Source organism: Cupriavidus necator, from assembly GCF_016127575.1.
Classification (GTDB): Bacteria; Pseudomonadota; Gammaproteobacteria; order Burkholderiales; family Burkholderiaceae; genus Cupriavidus; species Cupriavidus necator_D.
On record NZ_CP066019.1, the window covers coordinates 2596210 to 2610657 of the forward strand.

General features: G+C 67.4%; 15 protein-coding genes. 14 read left to right on the forward strand and 1 reads right to left on the reverse strand.

Annotation, left to right across the window (positions count from 1 at the left end; genetic code table 11):
• Window positions 1-209: 209 nt before the first annotated feature.
• From I6H87_RS30640 to I6H87_RS30680, 9 genes are all read left to right on the forward strand, one after another.
• Window positions 210-1166, forward strand: coding sequence for an oxygenase MpaB family protein (locus tag I6H87_RS30640; protein ID WP_231881466.1), 957 nt, complete (start codon window positions 210-212; stop codon window positions 1164-1166).
• A gap of 775 nt (window positions 1167-1941) precedes the next feature.
• Window positions 1942-2223 (forward strand): RNA chaperone Hfq, encoded by a 282-nt coding sequence (locus I6H87_RS30645; protein ID WP_010810678.1) that lies wholly within the window; start codon window positions 1942-1944, stop codon window positions 2221-2223.
• A gap of 215 nt (window positions 2224-2438) precedes the next feature.
• Window positions 2439-3746, forward strand: coding sequence for a flagellin FliC (locus tag I6H87_RS30650; RefSeq protein ID WP_011617813.1), 1308 nt, complete (start codon window positions 2439-2441; stop codon window positions 3744-3746).
• Window positions 3747-3949: 203 nt separating this feature from the next.
• Window positions 3950-4261: a flagellar protein FlaG gene (locus tag I6H87_RS30655; RefSeq protein WP_231881467.1), complete on the forward strand. Its 312-nt coding sequence runs from the start codon at window positions 3950-3952 to the stop codon at window positions 4259-4261.
• 33 nt (window positions 4262-4294) lie between these two features.
• On the forward strand, window positions 4295-5701 hold the full coding sequence (fliD, locus tag I6H87_RS30660; RefSeq protein WP_010810681.1) for a flagellar filament capping protein FliD: 1407 nt from the start codon (window positions 4295-4297) through the stop codon (window positions 5699-5701).
• A gap of 38 nt (window positions 5702-5739) precedes the next feature.
• Window positions 5740-6159 (forward strand): flagellar export chaperone FliS, encoded by a 420-nt coding sequence (gene fliS / locus I6H87_RS30665; RefSeq protein WP_010810682.1) that lies wholly within the window; start codon window positions 5740-5742, stop codon window positions 6157-6159.
• A gap of 1 nt (window position 6160) precedes the next feature.
• Window positions 6161-6502 (forward strand): flagellar protein FliT, encoded by a 342-nt coding sequence (locus I6H87_RS30670; RefSeq protein WP_011617815.1) that lies wholly within the window; start codon window positions 6161-6163, stop codon window positions 6500-6502.
• Between the two features lie 70 nt (window positions 6503-6572).
• Window positions 6573-7898 (forward strand): flagellar hook-length control protein FliK, encoded by a 1326-nt coding sequence (gene fliK, locus I6H87_RS30675; protein ID WP_011617816.1) that lies wholly within the window; start codon window positions 6573-6575, stop codon window positions 7896-7898.
• The gene (locus I6H87_RS30680) at window positions 7895-8188 is read left to right on the forward strand and encodes an EscU/YscU/HrcU family type III secretion system export apparatus switch protein (protein ID WP_011617817.1); all 294 of its coding nucleotides are present in this window, start codon (window positions 7895-7897) and stop codon (window positions 8186-8188) included. Before fliK ends, I6H87_RS30680 begins: the two co-directional genes overlap by 4 nt.
• Window positions 8189-8272: 84 nt before the next feature.
• Here the strand turns inward: I6H87_RS30680 and fliE are convergent, their stop codons facing one another.
• Window positions 8273-8596 carry a flagellar hook-basal body complex protein FliE gene (gene fliE, locus I6H87_RS30685; protein ID WP_041688225.1) on the reverse strand — a complete coding sequence of 108 codons (324 nt, stop codon included), beginning with the start codon at window positions 8594-8596 and terminating at the stop codon, window positions 8273-8275.
• A 407-nt stretch (window positions 8597-9003) separates the two neighbouring features.
• Between fliE and fliF the strand changes: the two genes are divergently transcribed.
• Genes fliF through fliJ form a run of 5 tightly spaced genes read left to right on the forward strand, consistent with a single transcriptional unit; the run spans window position 9004 to window position 14440 of the window.
• Window positions 9004-10734 (forward strand): flagellar basal-body MS-ring/collar protein FliF, encoded by a 1731-nt coding sequence (gene fliF, locus I6H87_RS30690; protein ID WP_010810687.1) that lies wholly within the window; start codon window positions 9004-9006, stop codon window positions 10732-10734.
• On the forward strand, window positions 10721-11731 hold the full coding sequence (gene fliG, locus I6H87_RS30695; RefSeq protein ID WP_010810688.1) for a flagellar motor switch protein FliG: 1011 nt from the start codon (window positions 10721-10723) through the stop codon (window positions 11729-11731). The genes fliF and fliG overlap by 14 nt, the downstream gene beginning before the upstream one ends.
• Window positions 11718-12536 (forward strand): flagellar assembly protein FliH, encoded by an 819-nt coding sequence (fliH, locus tag I6H87_RS30700; protein ID WP_011617819.1) that lies wholly within the window; start codon window positions 11718-11720, stop codon window positions 12534-12536. Before fliG ends, fliH begins: the two co-directional genes overlap by 14 nt.
• Entirely contained in the window at window positions 12529-14004 is a 1476-nt protein-coding gene (gene fliI / locus I6H87_RS30705; RefSeq protein WP_010810690.1) for a flagellar protein export ATPase FliI, read from the forward strand. Before fliH ends, fliI begins: the two co-directional genes overlap by 8 nt.
• On the forward strand, window positions 13982-14440 hold the full coding sequence (fliJ, locus tag I6H87_RS30710) for a flagellar export protein FliJ (RefSeq protein ID WP_011617820.1): 459 nt from the start codon (window positions 13982-13984) through the stop codon (window positions 14438-14440). Before fliI ends, fliJ begins: the two co-directional genes overlap by 23 nt.
• Window positions 14441-14448 lie beyond the last annotated feature (8 nt).

A 14448-nucleotide genomic window follows, 5' to 3' on the forward strand; every position in this document is an offset into this window, starting at 1 on the left:
CGCGCCAGCCACGATAACAGGCAGCTTTCCGGGTATGTGCGGCCGCAACATGCGGTGCGGCCGCAGGGGCATACGCCGGAGATTGACAGGCCGGGACTCCCGCAAGGGGGCTCCGGCCCTTTTTGCGGCAACCGCCGCGGCATGACCCCGCGCACATCGCCCCGCATCCCGTGTATGCTGGCCCTGACTTCCCCATTCAGGCACCGGCCTTGTCCAGCTTTACCGACCCCGCCGCCGGCCGCTCTGCGCAGCCACGACGCGGCCCGCTGAACCATCTCTCCACCAGGCTGCGTGAGCGCGCCGGCGCGCACGTGCGCGCGCTGACCCGCAGCAATTCCGGCGTGACCCTCGACTACGACAACCCGCCGGGCGATCCCGGTCTGTTCGGGCCCGACGCGGTCTGCTGGCGCGTGCATGCCGACTTTCCGGCAATGCTCGCGGGCGGCGTCAGTGCGCTGCTGCTGCAGACACTGCATCCACTGGCACTGGCCGGGGTCTGGGACCACTCCAGCTTTCGCACCGACATGCAGGGGCGCCTGGGGCGCACCGCGCAGTTCATCGCCGGCACCACCTACGGCAGCCGTGCCGATGCCATGGCGCTGATCGGGCGCGTACGGCGCATCCATGCCGGCGTGGTCGGCGTGGCCCCGGACGGGCGGCACTATGCCGCCTCCGACCCGGCGTTGCTGACGTGGGTGCACGTGGCCGAGGTCTCAAGCTTCCTGGCTGGCTACCTGCGCTATGTCGGACCACTGAGCGGCACCGAGCAGGATCGCTACTACGACGAGGTTGCGCGCATCGCCCAGATGCTGGGCGCGGCCGACGTGCCGCGCTCGCGCGCCGAAGTCACGGCCTACCTGGAGGCCATGCGGCCTGCGCTGCTGGCTAGCGAACGCACCAGCGAAGTGGTGCGGCTGGTGCGGAAGATGCCGGTGGCCAACCCGCTGCTGCAGCCGGCGGTGCGGATCATGGCCGACGCGGGCATCGCATTGCTGCCGCCGTGGGCACGGCAACAGCTCGATCTGGACGGCCCTTCGATACGGCGCCCGGCAGCACTCGCGGGCATGCATGTGCTGGCACCGACGCTGCGCTGGGTGCTGGGCGCCGGCCTGGCAGCGCGCGCACGGCGGCGCGTGGCCCGCGGCACCGCCACGACGGCAGGCTAAGGGCCGCGCCGGCTATCGGCGTTCAGCTGAACCTCTTGAACGGAAATGAGAATTGGCGGCAAAAATCCTCCCATTTCGGAGGATTGCGCGGCGCGAAAGTGGCGTTAAATCTGCTTGGGCAGTCCGAACGGCCGGTCGGTTTTTACTAACCGCACCAGCCACAGCGCCACAGAGCGCGATTCAAACGACGCAGGCAAAAAAAGAAGCCTACGCGCGGGGTGCTCGTAGGCTTTTCAGGACTGCTCGAGCTGAAAAGCTCTTGCCAAGAATATAAACGCGCTTACATGAGGTGTAAATCCCGTTTCTATCAGGGGATTCCCTTATGACGATATGAGATTATTTGCGCACTTTTGATTGTTCTTAGCCCTGACGCTACATCAGGGCACTTTTCATATGGGCTGGCAATTTCATCGCGAGCCCGGTCCAACCGGCCTGTCGCCCCGCCGCCCTAGCCGCGGCATGCGGCAGCGCACAATGCTGTACAATATCACGGCCTCGAGAGCAACACATTTTATAGAGCGGCGACTCTAGATCCGAATTGACACACGGTTCGTCAACGCTTGTAGAACTTTGTTACTCTCAGCCCTGAATTATTCCCCTTCTCTTCTGGCAGCGCCAACCGCCGGCACACGCGCCGTTACCGAGAGCGGATGTTTCTCGTGCCGCCCTGGCCGTGGCGCACCCCAAGCCATTAGCCGCCAGAACCCTTGCGGGCTCTTCCGGAGTCGTTGTGAAGAAGAAGGAAACCCGGCCCAAGTCACGCAGCCGGAGACAATTGCAACACCAGCAATTTGCGGCATACAGGACCAGCCAGGCCCCGGTGATCGTCCACCTGGCCACCGGCGCCCGGCTGCAGGGCCTTGTCTTGGCGTCAGACGACTACGTGGTGCTGCTTGGCCGGCAGCCGGACGACATCCGGCCCACGGTGGTCTACAAGCGGGCGATCTGCCTGGTTACGCTGGCCAATGCGCCGGACGCGCCGGTGGTGGCGCCGGCTCCGGCGCCGGAGCCGGACTTCCTGCCGATCTACATCCCCCGCACCAGCAAGCGCCGCTAGGCCAACGCCCGCCCCACGCGCCTTCCTGCCCTGCCGCGCGGCGCCTCAGCCCGCCCTGCCGGTACCCCGCGAAACTATCGCGGAGATCACTCTAAACCTTTCTCTTGCCCGGTCGATAACCCAAGCAACGGAGGCACTCTACGCCCTGCAAAGCAGGCCGCCAACGTTACGGCACTAGCCGGAATGCCCAAAACTTTGCATATAGGAGTCGTACCATGGCGCAAGTCATTAACACCAATTCGTTGTCTCTGATGACTCAGAACAACATGAACACGTCGCAATCGTCGCTGAACACGGCGATCCAGCGCCTGTCGTCGGGCCTGCGCATCAACAGCGCCAAGGACGACGCCGCCGGCCAGGCCATCGCCAACCGCTTTACCTCGAACATCCGCGGCCTGACGCAAGCCCAGCGCAACGCCAACGACGGCATCTCGCTGGCACAAACGACGGAAGGCGCGCTGACCGAAGTCAACAACAACCTGCAACGTATTCGTGAACTGTCGGTCCAGGCGGCCACGGGTTCGAACTCCTCGTCCGACCTGAAGTCGATTCAGGATGAAATCAACCAGCGCCTGTCTGAAATCGACCGTACGTCGCAACAGACCGACTTCAACGGCGTCAAGGTTCTGGCCGGCAGCAACAAGCTGTCCGTCCAGGTTGGCGCCAACGACGGCGAGACCATCTCCATCGATCTGAAGCAGATCGACAGGACCACGCTGGGCCTGAGCGGCTTCTCGGTGGCCAAGAACTCGCTGGACGTCGGCCCGAAGATCACCACGATCAACGCTGCCGCTGGTACCGGTTCGTTCAACGTGAGCTTCGCTGCGGGCGACGTCACCAAGATCAACGCCGCAACCGGCAAGACCTTCGCCGCAGCGGACCTCGAACTGCACGAAGTCAAGACGGCTGCCGGCGCGAACTCTGGCCAGTTCGTCGTGAAGGCTGGTGACGACTACTTTGCTGCTTCGGTTGATCGTGCCACCGGCGCCGTGAAGCTCAACGAAGCTGATGTCGCATTCGACGACACCGCCAATGGCATCGCCGGCCCCGTCACTCTGCAAGACCAGGTAGTGCGTGTTGCCAACGATGCTGCAGGCGTAGCCACGGGCTACGTCACCGTCCAGGGCAAGAACTACGTCGCTGCCGGCACCCTGGCCGACGGCGGTGCCGCCGGCACCCTCAACGTGGCCGTTGGCACGATCTCCCTGAGCGGCGCCACCCCCACAGCCGAATTCACGGGCGTTCCCACCGGCAACGCACTGAAGAAGATCGACGCCGCGCTGAAGCAAGTCGACGACCTGCGCAGCTCGCTGGGTGCCGTCCAGAACCGTTTTGACTCCGTCATCTCGAACCTGGGCACCACCGTGACCAACCTGTCCTCGTCGCGCTCGCGCATCCAGGACGCCGACTACGCAACGGAAGTGTCGAACATGACCCGCGCGAACATCCTGCAACAGGCTGGTACGTCGGTCCTGGCGCAAGCCAACCAGACCACCCAAGGCGTGCTGTCGCTGCTGCGTTAATCGCATCGGCGAATGGCGCAGGAAGGCTGGGCCGCAAGGCCCGGCCTTTTTGCCCGAGGAGCATTTCGCAGGCAGCCCGACTGCCTGCAAAGCGTTTCTCCTGGAACTGAACCCTGCCAACCCGGACGGAGTATTCGATGGCGCCTCCCCCGACAGTGAACCCCTTTACCGTGCGGATGCCAGCCGAAGGCTTAGCCGTTGCCATGCCATCTGGCGGCGCCACCACCATGGCCAGCCATGCTACGCAGCGACAGGATCGTGCCGTGGCCAGCGACCACACAGAAGCCGCACAGGGATTGGAAACCAGCGCCGCCATCGGCGAGCTGGTCGACGCGCTCAAGACCACCACCATCGGCCTGCGCTTCGAGATCGACGATACCACGCACCGCGTCATCACCAAGGTGATCGACAAGGAAACCGGCGACCTGATCCGGCAGATGCCCACCGAAGAGGTGCTGCGCATTGCCCGCGCCATCGACAAGCTGCAGGGGTTGTTCATCAACCACGCGGCCTGAGCCCTGAATATCAGTTGAAGACGAGACAATAATATGGCAACGATCTCCTCCATCGGCATCGGTTCCAACCTGCAACTGAGCGACCTGCTGGACCAGCTGCAGAAGGCCGAGCAGGCACCGCTTGACGCCATCAATGCGCAGGCCAAGAGCTACCAGACCAAGTTGTCGGCCTACAGTCAGGTGCAGAGCGTGCTGGACGCCTACCAGGGCGCGGCGAAGAAGCTGTCCGATGCTGCCACCTTCGGCGCAGTAAAGGCCAGCATCGGCACCACGGACGTGATGAACGTCACCACCGCTGCCAACGCCGTGCCTGGCAGCTACAGCATTACTGTCAACACGCTGGCCACCGCGCAGTCGCTGGTGAGCAGCAACGTTGCCGACCAGAAGGCCGCGATCGGTGGCGGCGAGCTCGTGTTCGACTTCGGCGAAGCGCTGGCCACCGGTGGCGCCGCCACTAGCACCAAGAAGGTCACCATCCCCGCGGATTCTTCGCTCGAAGGAATGCGCGATGCCATCAACAAGGCCAGCATCGGCGTGACGGCCAGCATCGTCAATGACGGCAGCGCCAGCCCTTACCGCCTGGTATTGACGTCGGACAAGACCGGAACGCAAGCCACCATGCGGGTGTCGTCGACCGATGCGGCACTGAACAACGTGGTTGCGTTCGACCCGGCCGCGGCGCCCGCCGCCAACAAGATGGAACAGAAGGTGCCGCCTGCCAATGCGACGCTGACGATCAACGGCATCGACGTGGTCAGCCAGAGCAATTCAGTGGTGGACGCAGCGCAGGGCGTGACCATGAACCTTGTCAAGCCAGGCACGACATCGCTGGTGGTGACCCGCGACAACGTCGCAATCAAGGCCGCCGTCCAGGCTTTTGTCACCGCCTACAACAACATTCAGAGTTCCGCCAAGTCGCTGACGGCATTCGATACGAAGGCCGGTACGTCCGCGGCATTGACCGGCGACGGCACGCTGCGCTCGATCCAGTCCAGCCTGCGTTCAATGCTGGGCGGTGCCATGGATGACGGCAACGGCGGCACGATCACGCTGATCGACGTCGGCATCTCGTTCGACAAAGACGGCACGATGAAGCTGGACGACACCAAGCTGACCAAGGCGATAAACGAAGACCTGGGTGGCGTCACGTCCCTGTTTTCCAGCACCACCGGCGACGGAGGCATCGGCAAGCGCGCCAGCACCTATATCGAGGGCCTGAGCAAGACCGATGGCGCGCTGAAGGTGGCTCAGGATGGCATCACCAAGACGCTGAAGGACCTGGAAGACGACTATGACCGCGTCCAGGACCGCGTTACTGCCACGGTGGCTCGATACAAGGCCCAGTTCACGCAACTGGACCTGGTGGTAGCGCAGATGAACCGTACCAGCAGCTACCTGACGCAACAGTTCAATGCGCTGAACAACAGCACCAAGAAGTAACCGTCCCGCCGCACACCACAGCCTGAAGGAACCCAACCATGTTCGCCCGCGCATCCGCCAACGCCTACGCCCAGGTCGGCGTCCAGACCGGCGCCATGAGCGCCAGCCCGCACAAGCTGATCGCCATGCTGTACGACGGCGCGCGCGCAGCCATTGCGCGGGCGAAGTTCCACCTGGAGGGCGGCAACGTCATCGAACGCGGCAACGCCATCTCCAAAGCCATCGACATCATCGATAACGGCCTGCGCGCCGTGCTTGACCATGAGGTTGGCGGCGAGATCTCCGCCAACCTCGAATCCCTGTACGAATATATGGTGCGCCGGCTGATGCTGGCCAACCTGCGCAGCGACGCGGCCCTGCTGGCCGAAGTCGACACGCTGCTCGAAAGCCTGGCTTCGGCCTGGGCGCAGATCGACGACACGGCCGCGGATCGGCAACCCGCCTTACAGGACAACTGACATGGCTTCCCTTCCCGAGTTTTTCCCGATCGTGGACTGCTACGAGGAAATCCTCGCGCTGTCCGCACGGATGCACGAGGCCGCCCAGGCGGCTGACTGGGACACCGTCACCGCGCTGCAGCAGGGCTACCTGGCCCTGGTGGACCGCCTGCGGCAGATGGACCACGAGGCACCGTTCTCCGATGCGGAACGCATGCGCCGCTACCAGTTGCTGGACCGCATCCTCACTTACGATGCCCGCATCCGCGACCTGGCCATGCCGCAGCTGAAGAAGCTCGGCGACATGCTGACCAGCTCGCGCCGCCAGATCGAACTGTCCGCCGCCTACGGCGCCACCGCCTGACGCAGCCTGACCGCTGCGCTACTCCCCGCGGCGGGCCGGAAAGCCCGCCGTCTGCATTCACGCGACCCGTATGACCGGCATCCATCTGCCTCCAGGCCTGGCACCCGGTCAGGCCCCGGACCCACAACCGCTGCGCACGGCGCTTGCCATCGACAAGCTGACGGCGCTGCAGCCCGTGCCCGAGGCCACCGAGTCGAATGTCCAGAGCTCCACCGGCCAGGCGATCCGCCACAGCCAGCACGCCACCGGCCCCAACGCCTTGGCAGGCCAGGCTACCTTGCTGCCGGGCACTTCGACGCAGGAATCGCTGAGCGCGGCGGCGCGGGCCATCCTGGCGGTGATGGACGGTACCGAGGCCCAGCCGGTGCGCAGCGCCGGCCCGCTGCTGGCCGCCGCGCCCACGCCAGCGTCGGCGCAGGCTGCGGCGTCGGCGCTTGCCAACACGGTCGGGCAGAGCGGCCTGTTCTACGAATCGCACCTTGCACAGTGGGTTGCCGGCGCACGCGCGTTGCCCGGCATCCGCCAGGAGCCGCAGGCGCAAGTACCGGTGCCGGCCCGGGCGGCTGCCCCAGGCGGCACTGCGCAGGCCGCCGCAACCACGCTGCCGTCTGCGCTGCTGACCTATACCGGCGGTGCCGCAGCGGCAGAGCCGGGGCGGCCCTCAGCGCCGCCGCTGATTCCGGCCTCGCAGGTGCTGGCTGAAGCGCTGGCCTCGGCCGGCAATCCGCGCGTGGCCCACAGCCATGCGGCGGCGGAACAGGCGCTGCGGCAAGGCGCCGCCACCACGGCGGCCTACAGCCGCGAAGCCGCTGCCGAACCGGGGGCCCAACGCCAGTCCGCCGCGGCGCTGGCCACGCAGGCCTACCAGAGCACCGCGGAGGCTGGCGCGCGCGCTGCAGCGCCGGACAGCCTCATCCCCCACGCGGCGCGCGCCGCCGCTGGCCTGCCGGACACCGCCTCGGCAGACGCCGGCAGGCAGGCCTCGGCAGCCGGCCCGGCCATCCATCCGGCAACCGAAGGCGTGGTCCGCCAGCAGCTGGAATTGCTCGCCACGCAGCAGTTCCGCTTTGCCGGCGAGGCGTGGCCCGGCGTGCCGATGGAGTGGGAGCTGCTGCGCCCCGATGCGGATGGCGCAGCGCAGGTCCATAACGACAACGCCCGGCCATGGTCCAGCCGCTTGCGGCTGGAATTGCCGAGCCTCGGCATCGTCGAAGCGGTGCTGACACTGGGACCGGCGGGGCTCGACGCCCGCGTGGCAACGCCTGAGACCGATGTCGCGGCGCGTTTCATCGCGGCACGGCCGCTGCTGCGCAACCAGCTCGAGGCGCAGGGCATCGTGCTGCAGCGCCTGAGCGTGCAGACCCAGGACAACATGACGGTAGGAGCGGCGCGATGAGCGAAGCGGCGCAAGACCGCGGCGCGGCGATCGCGCTGTCCTACCAGCACAGGGACAGGGCCCCGCGCGTGGTCGCCAAGGGCTATGGCGTGGTGGCCGAAGCCATCATCGCCCGCGCGCGCGAAGCGGGCGTCTATATCCACGATTCGCCCACCCTGGTGAATCTGCTGATGCAGGTCGACCTGGACAGCCACGTGCCGCCGCAGCTCTATGTGGCCGTGGCGGAACTGCTGGCGTGGATCTACCACCTTGAAGCGGGCAGGGCCGCAGGCGCTGAAGCGCAGGCCTGAACCGGCAGGCCTTCCTGACGACAAGAGCCCCTGGCCGCTTGCGCGCGCCAGGGGCTCTTTGCGTTCAGGGCAGGCCGGTGGGCTTTACACCGCCATATTCATCATTTCCTGGTAAGCCGCCACCAGCCGGTTCCGCACCTGCACCCCGGTCTGGAACGACACATTGGCCTTCTGCAGGTCGATCATCACGTCATTGAGCGCCACGCCGGGCTTGCCCAGCTCGAACGCCTCGGCCTGGCCGTAGGCGCGTTCCTGCGCGGCGTTTATGCGGCCCAGCGAGCGCTGCAGCTCGCCGGCAAAGCCGCCGCCGACCGGCGCGGCGGACTGGCTGGCACTGTTGCCCGAGGCAACCTGGGACATCCCGCGCAGTTGCTGCAGCATGCCCTCGATGGAAGAGATAGTGGTCATTTGGCTCGTCGTATGCCGGTCCACCGGCAGAGTTCGTCTTGTGGCGCGCCCCTTGCATCACAGTGCAGCCTGCCGGCAGGCGGGCTTCAGGCGGTTCGCACCCAGTTTCAGCCCCCGCAGAGTACCCGCCGTCTCCGCGCTCCCATGGGCCGAAATCGGACAAAAAACCGCGTCTATTCGCCGGATTGTCGCGCTCAAGTCTGGCCGATCATTGCCACCGTGCCGGAAGAGCGCGGGCTGTCGTCCCGTGCTGGCTCCGGAAATCACCAGACAATCATCGATTCGGGAGTACGCGTGTTTTCTCTGCAGCGTAATGTGAGCCGTGCCGTGAGCCGCGCCGACGACCAAGGCGGTCAGCATCGCCCGTGCCGTCGCCAGCATCGCGGCGCCGGATCCGGAGCACGCGCATGACCGCGACCGTGGCACTGCCCGGGCGCCCGGCAGAAGTGATCGAGCGCCTGAAGGCCAACCCGAAGCTGCCGCTGATGCTGGCCGGCGCCGCCCTGGCCGCGGCCATCGCGGTGGGCGTGCTGTGGTCGCGCAGCCCGGACTACAAGGTGCTGTACAGCAACCTGTCCGAGCGCGATGGCGGCGCGGTGCTGCAGTCGCTGCAGCAGATGAACGTGCCGTACAAGTTCGCCGAAGGCGGCGGCGCGGTCATGGTGCCGGCCGAGAAGGTGCATGAGACGCGCCTGCGCCTGGCATCGCAGGGCCTGCCCAAGAGCGGCACGGCCGGCATGGAGCTGATGGACAACCAGAAATTCGGCATCAGCCAGTTTGCCGAGCAGGTCAACTACCAGCGCGGGCTGGAAGGCGAGCTGGCGCGCTCGATCGAGTCCATCGCCGCGGTGCAGTCCGCCCGCGTGCACCTGGCCATCCCCAAGCCGACGCTGTTCGTGCGCGAGCGCCAGAAGCCGACCGCGTCGATCGTGCTGCAGCTTTACCCGGGCCGCGCCATCGATGAAGGCCAGGTCGCTGCGATCAGCCACCTGGTGTCGTCGAGCGTGCCGGAGCTGACGCCCAAGTCGATCTCGATCGTCGACCAGCACGGCAACCTGCTGTCGAACACCGGCAACGAGCGCATGCTCGACGCGACCCAGCTCAAGTACGTCCAGGCGCTGGAGCAGAACTACCTGAAGCGCATCGAAGCGATCCTGACGCCGATCGTCGGCAAGGACAACGTGCGCGCACAGGTGACCGCCGACGTCGACTTCTCCATCGTCGAGCACACCGACGAGAGCTACAAGCCCAACCAGGACCCGACCCGCTCGGCGATCCGCAGCCAGCAGACCAGCGAGTCGACCCAGCAGGGTGTCACGCCGCCGGGCGGCGTGCCCGGGGCGCTGTCGAACCAGCCGCCGGCTGCCGCCGCCGCGCCCGTGACCACGCCGCAGACGCCGCGTGCGGGCCAGGCGCCGGGACAGGCCGGTGCTCCGGCTGCCGGGCAACCGGGACAGCCGGGGCAAGCTGCCCAGCCAGGTCAGGGCGCCCAGGTCGCCAATGCCACCGCTTCCAGCGGCCCCAGCAGCAATCGCCGCGACTCCACCGTCAACTACGAACTGGACCGCTCCGTGCGCCACGTGCAGCAGGCACCGGGCGGCGTGCGCCGCCTGTCGGTGGCGGTGGTGGTCAACTACCGTCAGCAGGCCGATGCCAAGGGCAAGCTCGTGGCCGAACCGCTGCCGCCGGCACTGCTGGCGCAGATCCAGAACCTGACCAAGGAGGCGATGGGGTTCTCGGCCGACCGCGGCGACTCCATCAACGTGGTCAACAGCCCATTCACCGCCGAGCGCGAGAAGGCCGCGCCCGAGGTGCCGCTGTGGAAGCAGCCCGACATGATCGAGCTCGGCAAGACCCTTGCGGGCTACCTGCTGCTGGCACTGCTGGCGCTGTTCGTGTGGTTCAAGGTGGCGCGCCCGGTCCTGCGCCGCTACACCTCGCCGCCGCTGCCGGCGCCGGAACCCAGGGACGAGACCGAGGCAGTGCTGCTGCCGCCGGACGAGCCCGCCAACCCGGAAATCCTGCGGCTTGCCGCCAAGTATGAAAGCGACCTCGCGCTGGTGCGCGACGCCGCACAGCGCGACCCGCGCCTGGTCGCCAGCGTGATCAAGAACTGGATTGCCAATGACAACCGCTAAGGGCATCTCCGAATCCGGCCTGCAAAAGAGCGCCGTCCTGATGATGGCGATCGGCGAGGATGCCGCGGCCGAGGTGTTCAGGCACCTGTCGCAGCGCGAAGTGCAGGAGCTGGGCTCGGCCATGGCCACGCTCAGCTCGGTCACCCGCGAGGAAATGGCCGAGGTGCTGGGCGAGTTCCGCACCGAGACCGAGCAGTACCTGGCCCTGAACGTCGATTCCAATGCCTTTATCCGCAGCGTGCTGAACAAGGCGCTGGGCGAGGAACGCGCCCAGTCGGTGATCGAAGACATCCTGGAGTCGCGCGATCCGGGCGGCGGCATCGATTCGCTGAACTGGATGGACGCCACGGCCATTGCCGAGCTGATCCGCGACGAGCATCCGCAGATCATCGCCACCATCCTGATCCACCTGGACCGCCAGAAGTCGTCCGAGGTGCTGGCGCTGTTCACCGACCGCCTGCGCAACGACGTGATCCTGCGTATCGCCACCTTCGGCGGCGTGCAGCCGGGCGCGCTGCAGGAACTGACCGACGTGCTGACCAAGCTGCTGGCGGGCCAGAGCCTGAAGCGCAGCCGCATGGGCGGCGTGCGCACCGCGGCCGAGATCATCAACCTGATGAGCACCGCGCACGAAGAGGCTGTGATCGACGGCGTGCGCCTGCACGACGGCGACCTGGCGCAGAAGATCATCGACGAGATGTTCCTGTTCGAGAACCTGCTCGAGGTCGACGACCGCGGCATCCAGCGCGTGCTCAAGGAAATCGCCACCGAGTCGCTCATCGTCGCGCTCAAGGGCGCGCCGCAGGAACTGCGCGACAAGTTCATTCGCAATATGTCCACCCGCGCCGGCGAGATGCTGCGCGAGGACCTGGACGCGCTGGGCCCGGTGCGCGTGTCGCAGGTCGAGGCCGAGCAGAAGGCCATCCTGCAGGTGGTAAGGCGCCTGGCGGATGCGGGCGAAGTGCAGATCGGCGGAGGCGACGATGCCTATGTCTGAGGCAAACCCTGAGCGCGGCCAGGCCGCACGCCGCGCGCCGCGCGGCGACCCGCTCTCTTCCCTTGCCGGCAACGGCGCGGCCGCCGATCCTGGCGGCTTTGCGCCGTTCGAGCCCCCGCGCCGCGCGCGTGGCGGCGCGGCCGGCTGGCAGCGCTGGCAGATGGGCTCGCTCGATCCCCGGGAAAGCGAGCCGCCCGAAGCCCTGGCCGCCATGCCATCCGAGCCCGCACCGCCGCCGATCGATTTCGAGGCGCTCGACGCGATGCGCGAAGGCGCGCGCAAGGAAGGCTATGCCCAGGGCTACACCCAGGGGCAAACCCAGGGCTACGGCGACGGCCACCGCGAAGGCTACGCCCGCGGCCTTGAAGCCGCACGCAACGAGGCCACGCAGCTGCAGGCGCTGGCCACCAACTTCCGCAGCGCGCTCGGCGGCGTGGACGACCAGGTCGCGCGCGCGCTGGTGTCGCTGGCGCTCGACGTGGCGCGCCAGCTGGTGCGCACCGCCCTGGCAAACGACCCCGCGGTGCTGCTGCCGGCCGTGCGCGAGCTGCTGACCAGCGAACCCGCGCTGTGCGGATCGCCCAGCCTGCTGCTGCATCCCGACGACGTGGCGCTGGTGGAAACCCACCTGCATGGCGAACTGGCGGCCGCCGGCTGGACCGTGCGCGCCGATCCGTCGGTGGCGCGCGGCGGCTGCATCGCCAGCGCCGCCAGCGGCGAGCGCGATGCCACGCTGCCTACGCGCTGGACCCGCGTGGTCAAGGCGCTGGGCCGCGACGATCCATGGGAGCCGCCACATGCCTGACGCCGCCGAGCAGGCCACGCCAGCGCCGGATCCCGCGCTGGCCCATGCGCAACGCTGGATCGGCGCGCTGGATAGCGCCGCGGCCGGCATCGCCGGGCTCGACAGCAAGCGCAGCTGCGGCCGCCTGACGCGCGCCGCGGGCCTGGTGCTGGAAGCCGTGGGCCTGCGCCTGCCGGTGGGCAGCGACTGCCTGATCGAGCTGCCCGCCGGGCAGTTCACCACCGACAGCAATGCCCCGCGCACCGCGGAAGCGGAAGTGGTGGGCTTTGGCGCCGACCGGCTCTACCTGATGCCGCAATCCGATGTGGTGGGCTTGCTGCCGGGCGCGCGCGTCTACCCGCTGGAACCATCGCCGCAGCCGGCCGGCATCACCACGCCGCGCGAGCCGGGCTCCAAGCGCCTGCCGGTTGGCGCCGGCCTGCTGGGCCGCGTGCTGGATGCCGCGGGCCGCCCGCTCGACGGGCTGGGCCCGATCACCGCCGCCATGGAGGTGCCGCTGGCCGGCGAGCAGATCAACCCGCTGATGCGCGCGCCGATCGAGACTGTGCTCGATACCGGCGTGCGCGCCATCAACGGCATGCTGACGGTAGGACGCGGCCAGCGCATGGGACTGTTCGCGGGCTCGGGCGTGGGCAAGAGCGTGCTGCTCGGCATGATGGCGCGCTATACCAGCGCCGACGTGATCGTGGTCGGCCTGATCGGCGAACGCGGCCGCGAAGTGAAGGAGTTCATCGAGAACATCCTTGGCCCCGAAGGCCGCGCACGATCAGTCGTGGTGGCCGCGCCGGCCGATACCTCGCCGCTGCTGCGCATGCAGGGCGCCGCCTATGCGACGCGGCTGGCCGAGTATTTCCGCGACCAGGGCCAGCATGTGCTGCTGATCATGGACTCGCTGACGCGCTACGCCATGGCGCAGCGCGAGATCGCGCTGGCCATCGGCGAGCCGCCGGCCACCAAGGGCTATCCGCCCTCGGTCTTTGCCAAGCTGCCGACGCTGGTCGAGCGCACCGGCAACGGCCCCGAAGGCGGCGGCTCGATCACGGCGTTCTACACGGTGCTGACCGAAGGCGACGACCAGCAGGACCCGATCGCCGATTCCGCGCGCGCCATCCTGGACGGCCATATCGTACTGTCGCGCAGCCTGGCCGAATCCGGCCACTACCCGGCCATCGACGTGGAAGCATCAATCAGCCGCGCCATGACCGCGCTGATCCCGGATGAGCAGTTCGGCTCGGTGCGTCGCTTCAAGCAGCTGATGTCGCGCTACCAGCGCAACCGCGACCTGATCAGCGTAGGCGCCTATGTGCCGGGCAACGACCCGGAGCTGGACCTGGCGATGCGCCTGCACCCGCGCATGGAAGCCTTCCTGCAGCAAGACATCCACGAGCGCGCCGGCTACGACGACGCCATCGCCCAGCTTCACAGCCTCTTCGACAGGAGTGAACATGCTCAAGCATTCACCGCTTAATACGCTGGCTGACCTCGCCCAGAACGATACCGATGCCGCCGCGCGCGAGCTGGGCAGGCTGCAGGGACTGCGCACGCAGGCTGAGCAGCAGCTCAACCAGCTCACCGAGTACCGCCATGAGTACCGCGCGCGCATGCAGGTGGTGGCCGCCGAAGGCATGACCTCCAGCCGCTGGCAGGACTTCTCGCGCTTTCTCGATTCGCTCGACCATGCCATCCGCCAGCAGGGCGCGGCGCTGGCCAAGGCCGAAGCCGACCTGCTGGCAGGGCGCAACCACTGGCAGCACCAGAAGCGCCGCCTGAACTCCTTCGACACGCTGATCGCGCGCGCCGAAGCGAAGGAAGACCAGGTTGCCGCGCGCCGCGAACAGCGCGCCAACGACGAATACGCAGCCCGCCTGGTCCGCACCACGGCCAGCCGCCTGAGCGAAGCCTGACCCGGGCC

Bases quoted from the DNA above. Each gene is read 5' to 3' on its own strand.
- I6H87_RS30650 (WP_011617813.1), top strand. From the start codon at position 2,439: ATGGCGCAAGTCATTAACACCAATTCGTTGTCTCTGATGACTCAGAAC.
- I6H87_RS30655 (WP_231881467.1), top strand. From the start codon at position 3,950: ATGCCATCTGGCGGCGCCACCACCATGGCCAGCCATGCTACGCAGCGA.
- fliD (WP_010810681.1), top strand. From the start codon at position 4,295: ATGGCAACGATCTCCTCCATCGGCATCGGTTCCAACCTGCAACTGAGC.
- fliS (WP_010810682.1), top strand. From the start codon at position 5,740: ATGTTCGCCCGCGCATCCGCCAACGCCTACGCCCAGGTCGGCGTCCAG.
- I6H87_RS30670 (WP_011617815.1), top strand. From the start codon at position 6,161: ATGGCTTCCCTTCCCGAGTTTTTCCCGATCGTGGACTGCTACGAGGAA.
- fliK (WP_011617816.1), top strand. From the start codon at position 6,573: ATGACCGGCATCCATCTGCCTCCAGGCCTGGCACCCGGTCAGGCCCCG.
- I6H87_RS30680 (WP_011617817.1), top strand. From the start codon at position 7,895: ATGAGCGAAGCGGCGCAAGACCGCGGCGCGGCGATCGCGCTGTCCTAC.
- fliE (WP_041688225.1), bottom strand. From the start codon at position 8,596: ATGACCACTATCTCTTCCATCGAGGGCATGCTGCAGCAACTGCGCGGG.
- fliF (WP_010810687.1), top strand. From the start codon at position 9,004: ATGACCGCGACCGTGGCACTGCCCGGGCGCCCGGCAGAAGTGATCGAG.
- fliG (WP_010810688.1), top strand. From the start codon at position 10,721: ATGACAACCGCTAAGGGCATCTCCGAATCCGGCCTGCAAAAGAGCGCC.
- fliH (WP_011617819.1), top strand. From the start codon at position 11,718: ATGCCTATGTCTGAGGCAAACCCTGAGCGCGGCCAGGCCGCACGCCGC.
- fliI (WP_010810690.1), top strand. From the start codon at position 12,529: ATGCCTGACGCCGCCGAGCAGGCCACGCCAGCGCCGGATCCCGCGCTG.
- fliJ (WP_011617820.1), top strand. From the start codon at position 13,982: ATGCTCAAGCATTCACCGCTTAATACGCTGGCTGACCTCGCCCAGAAC.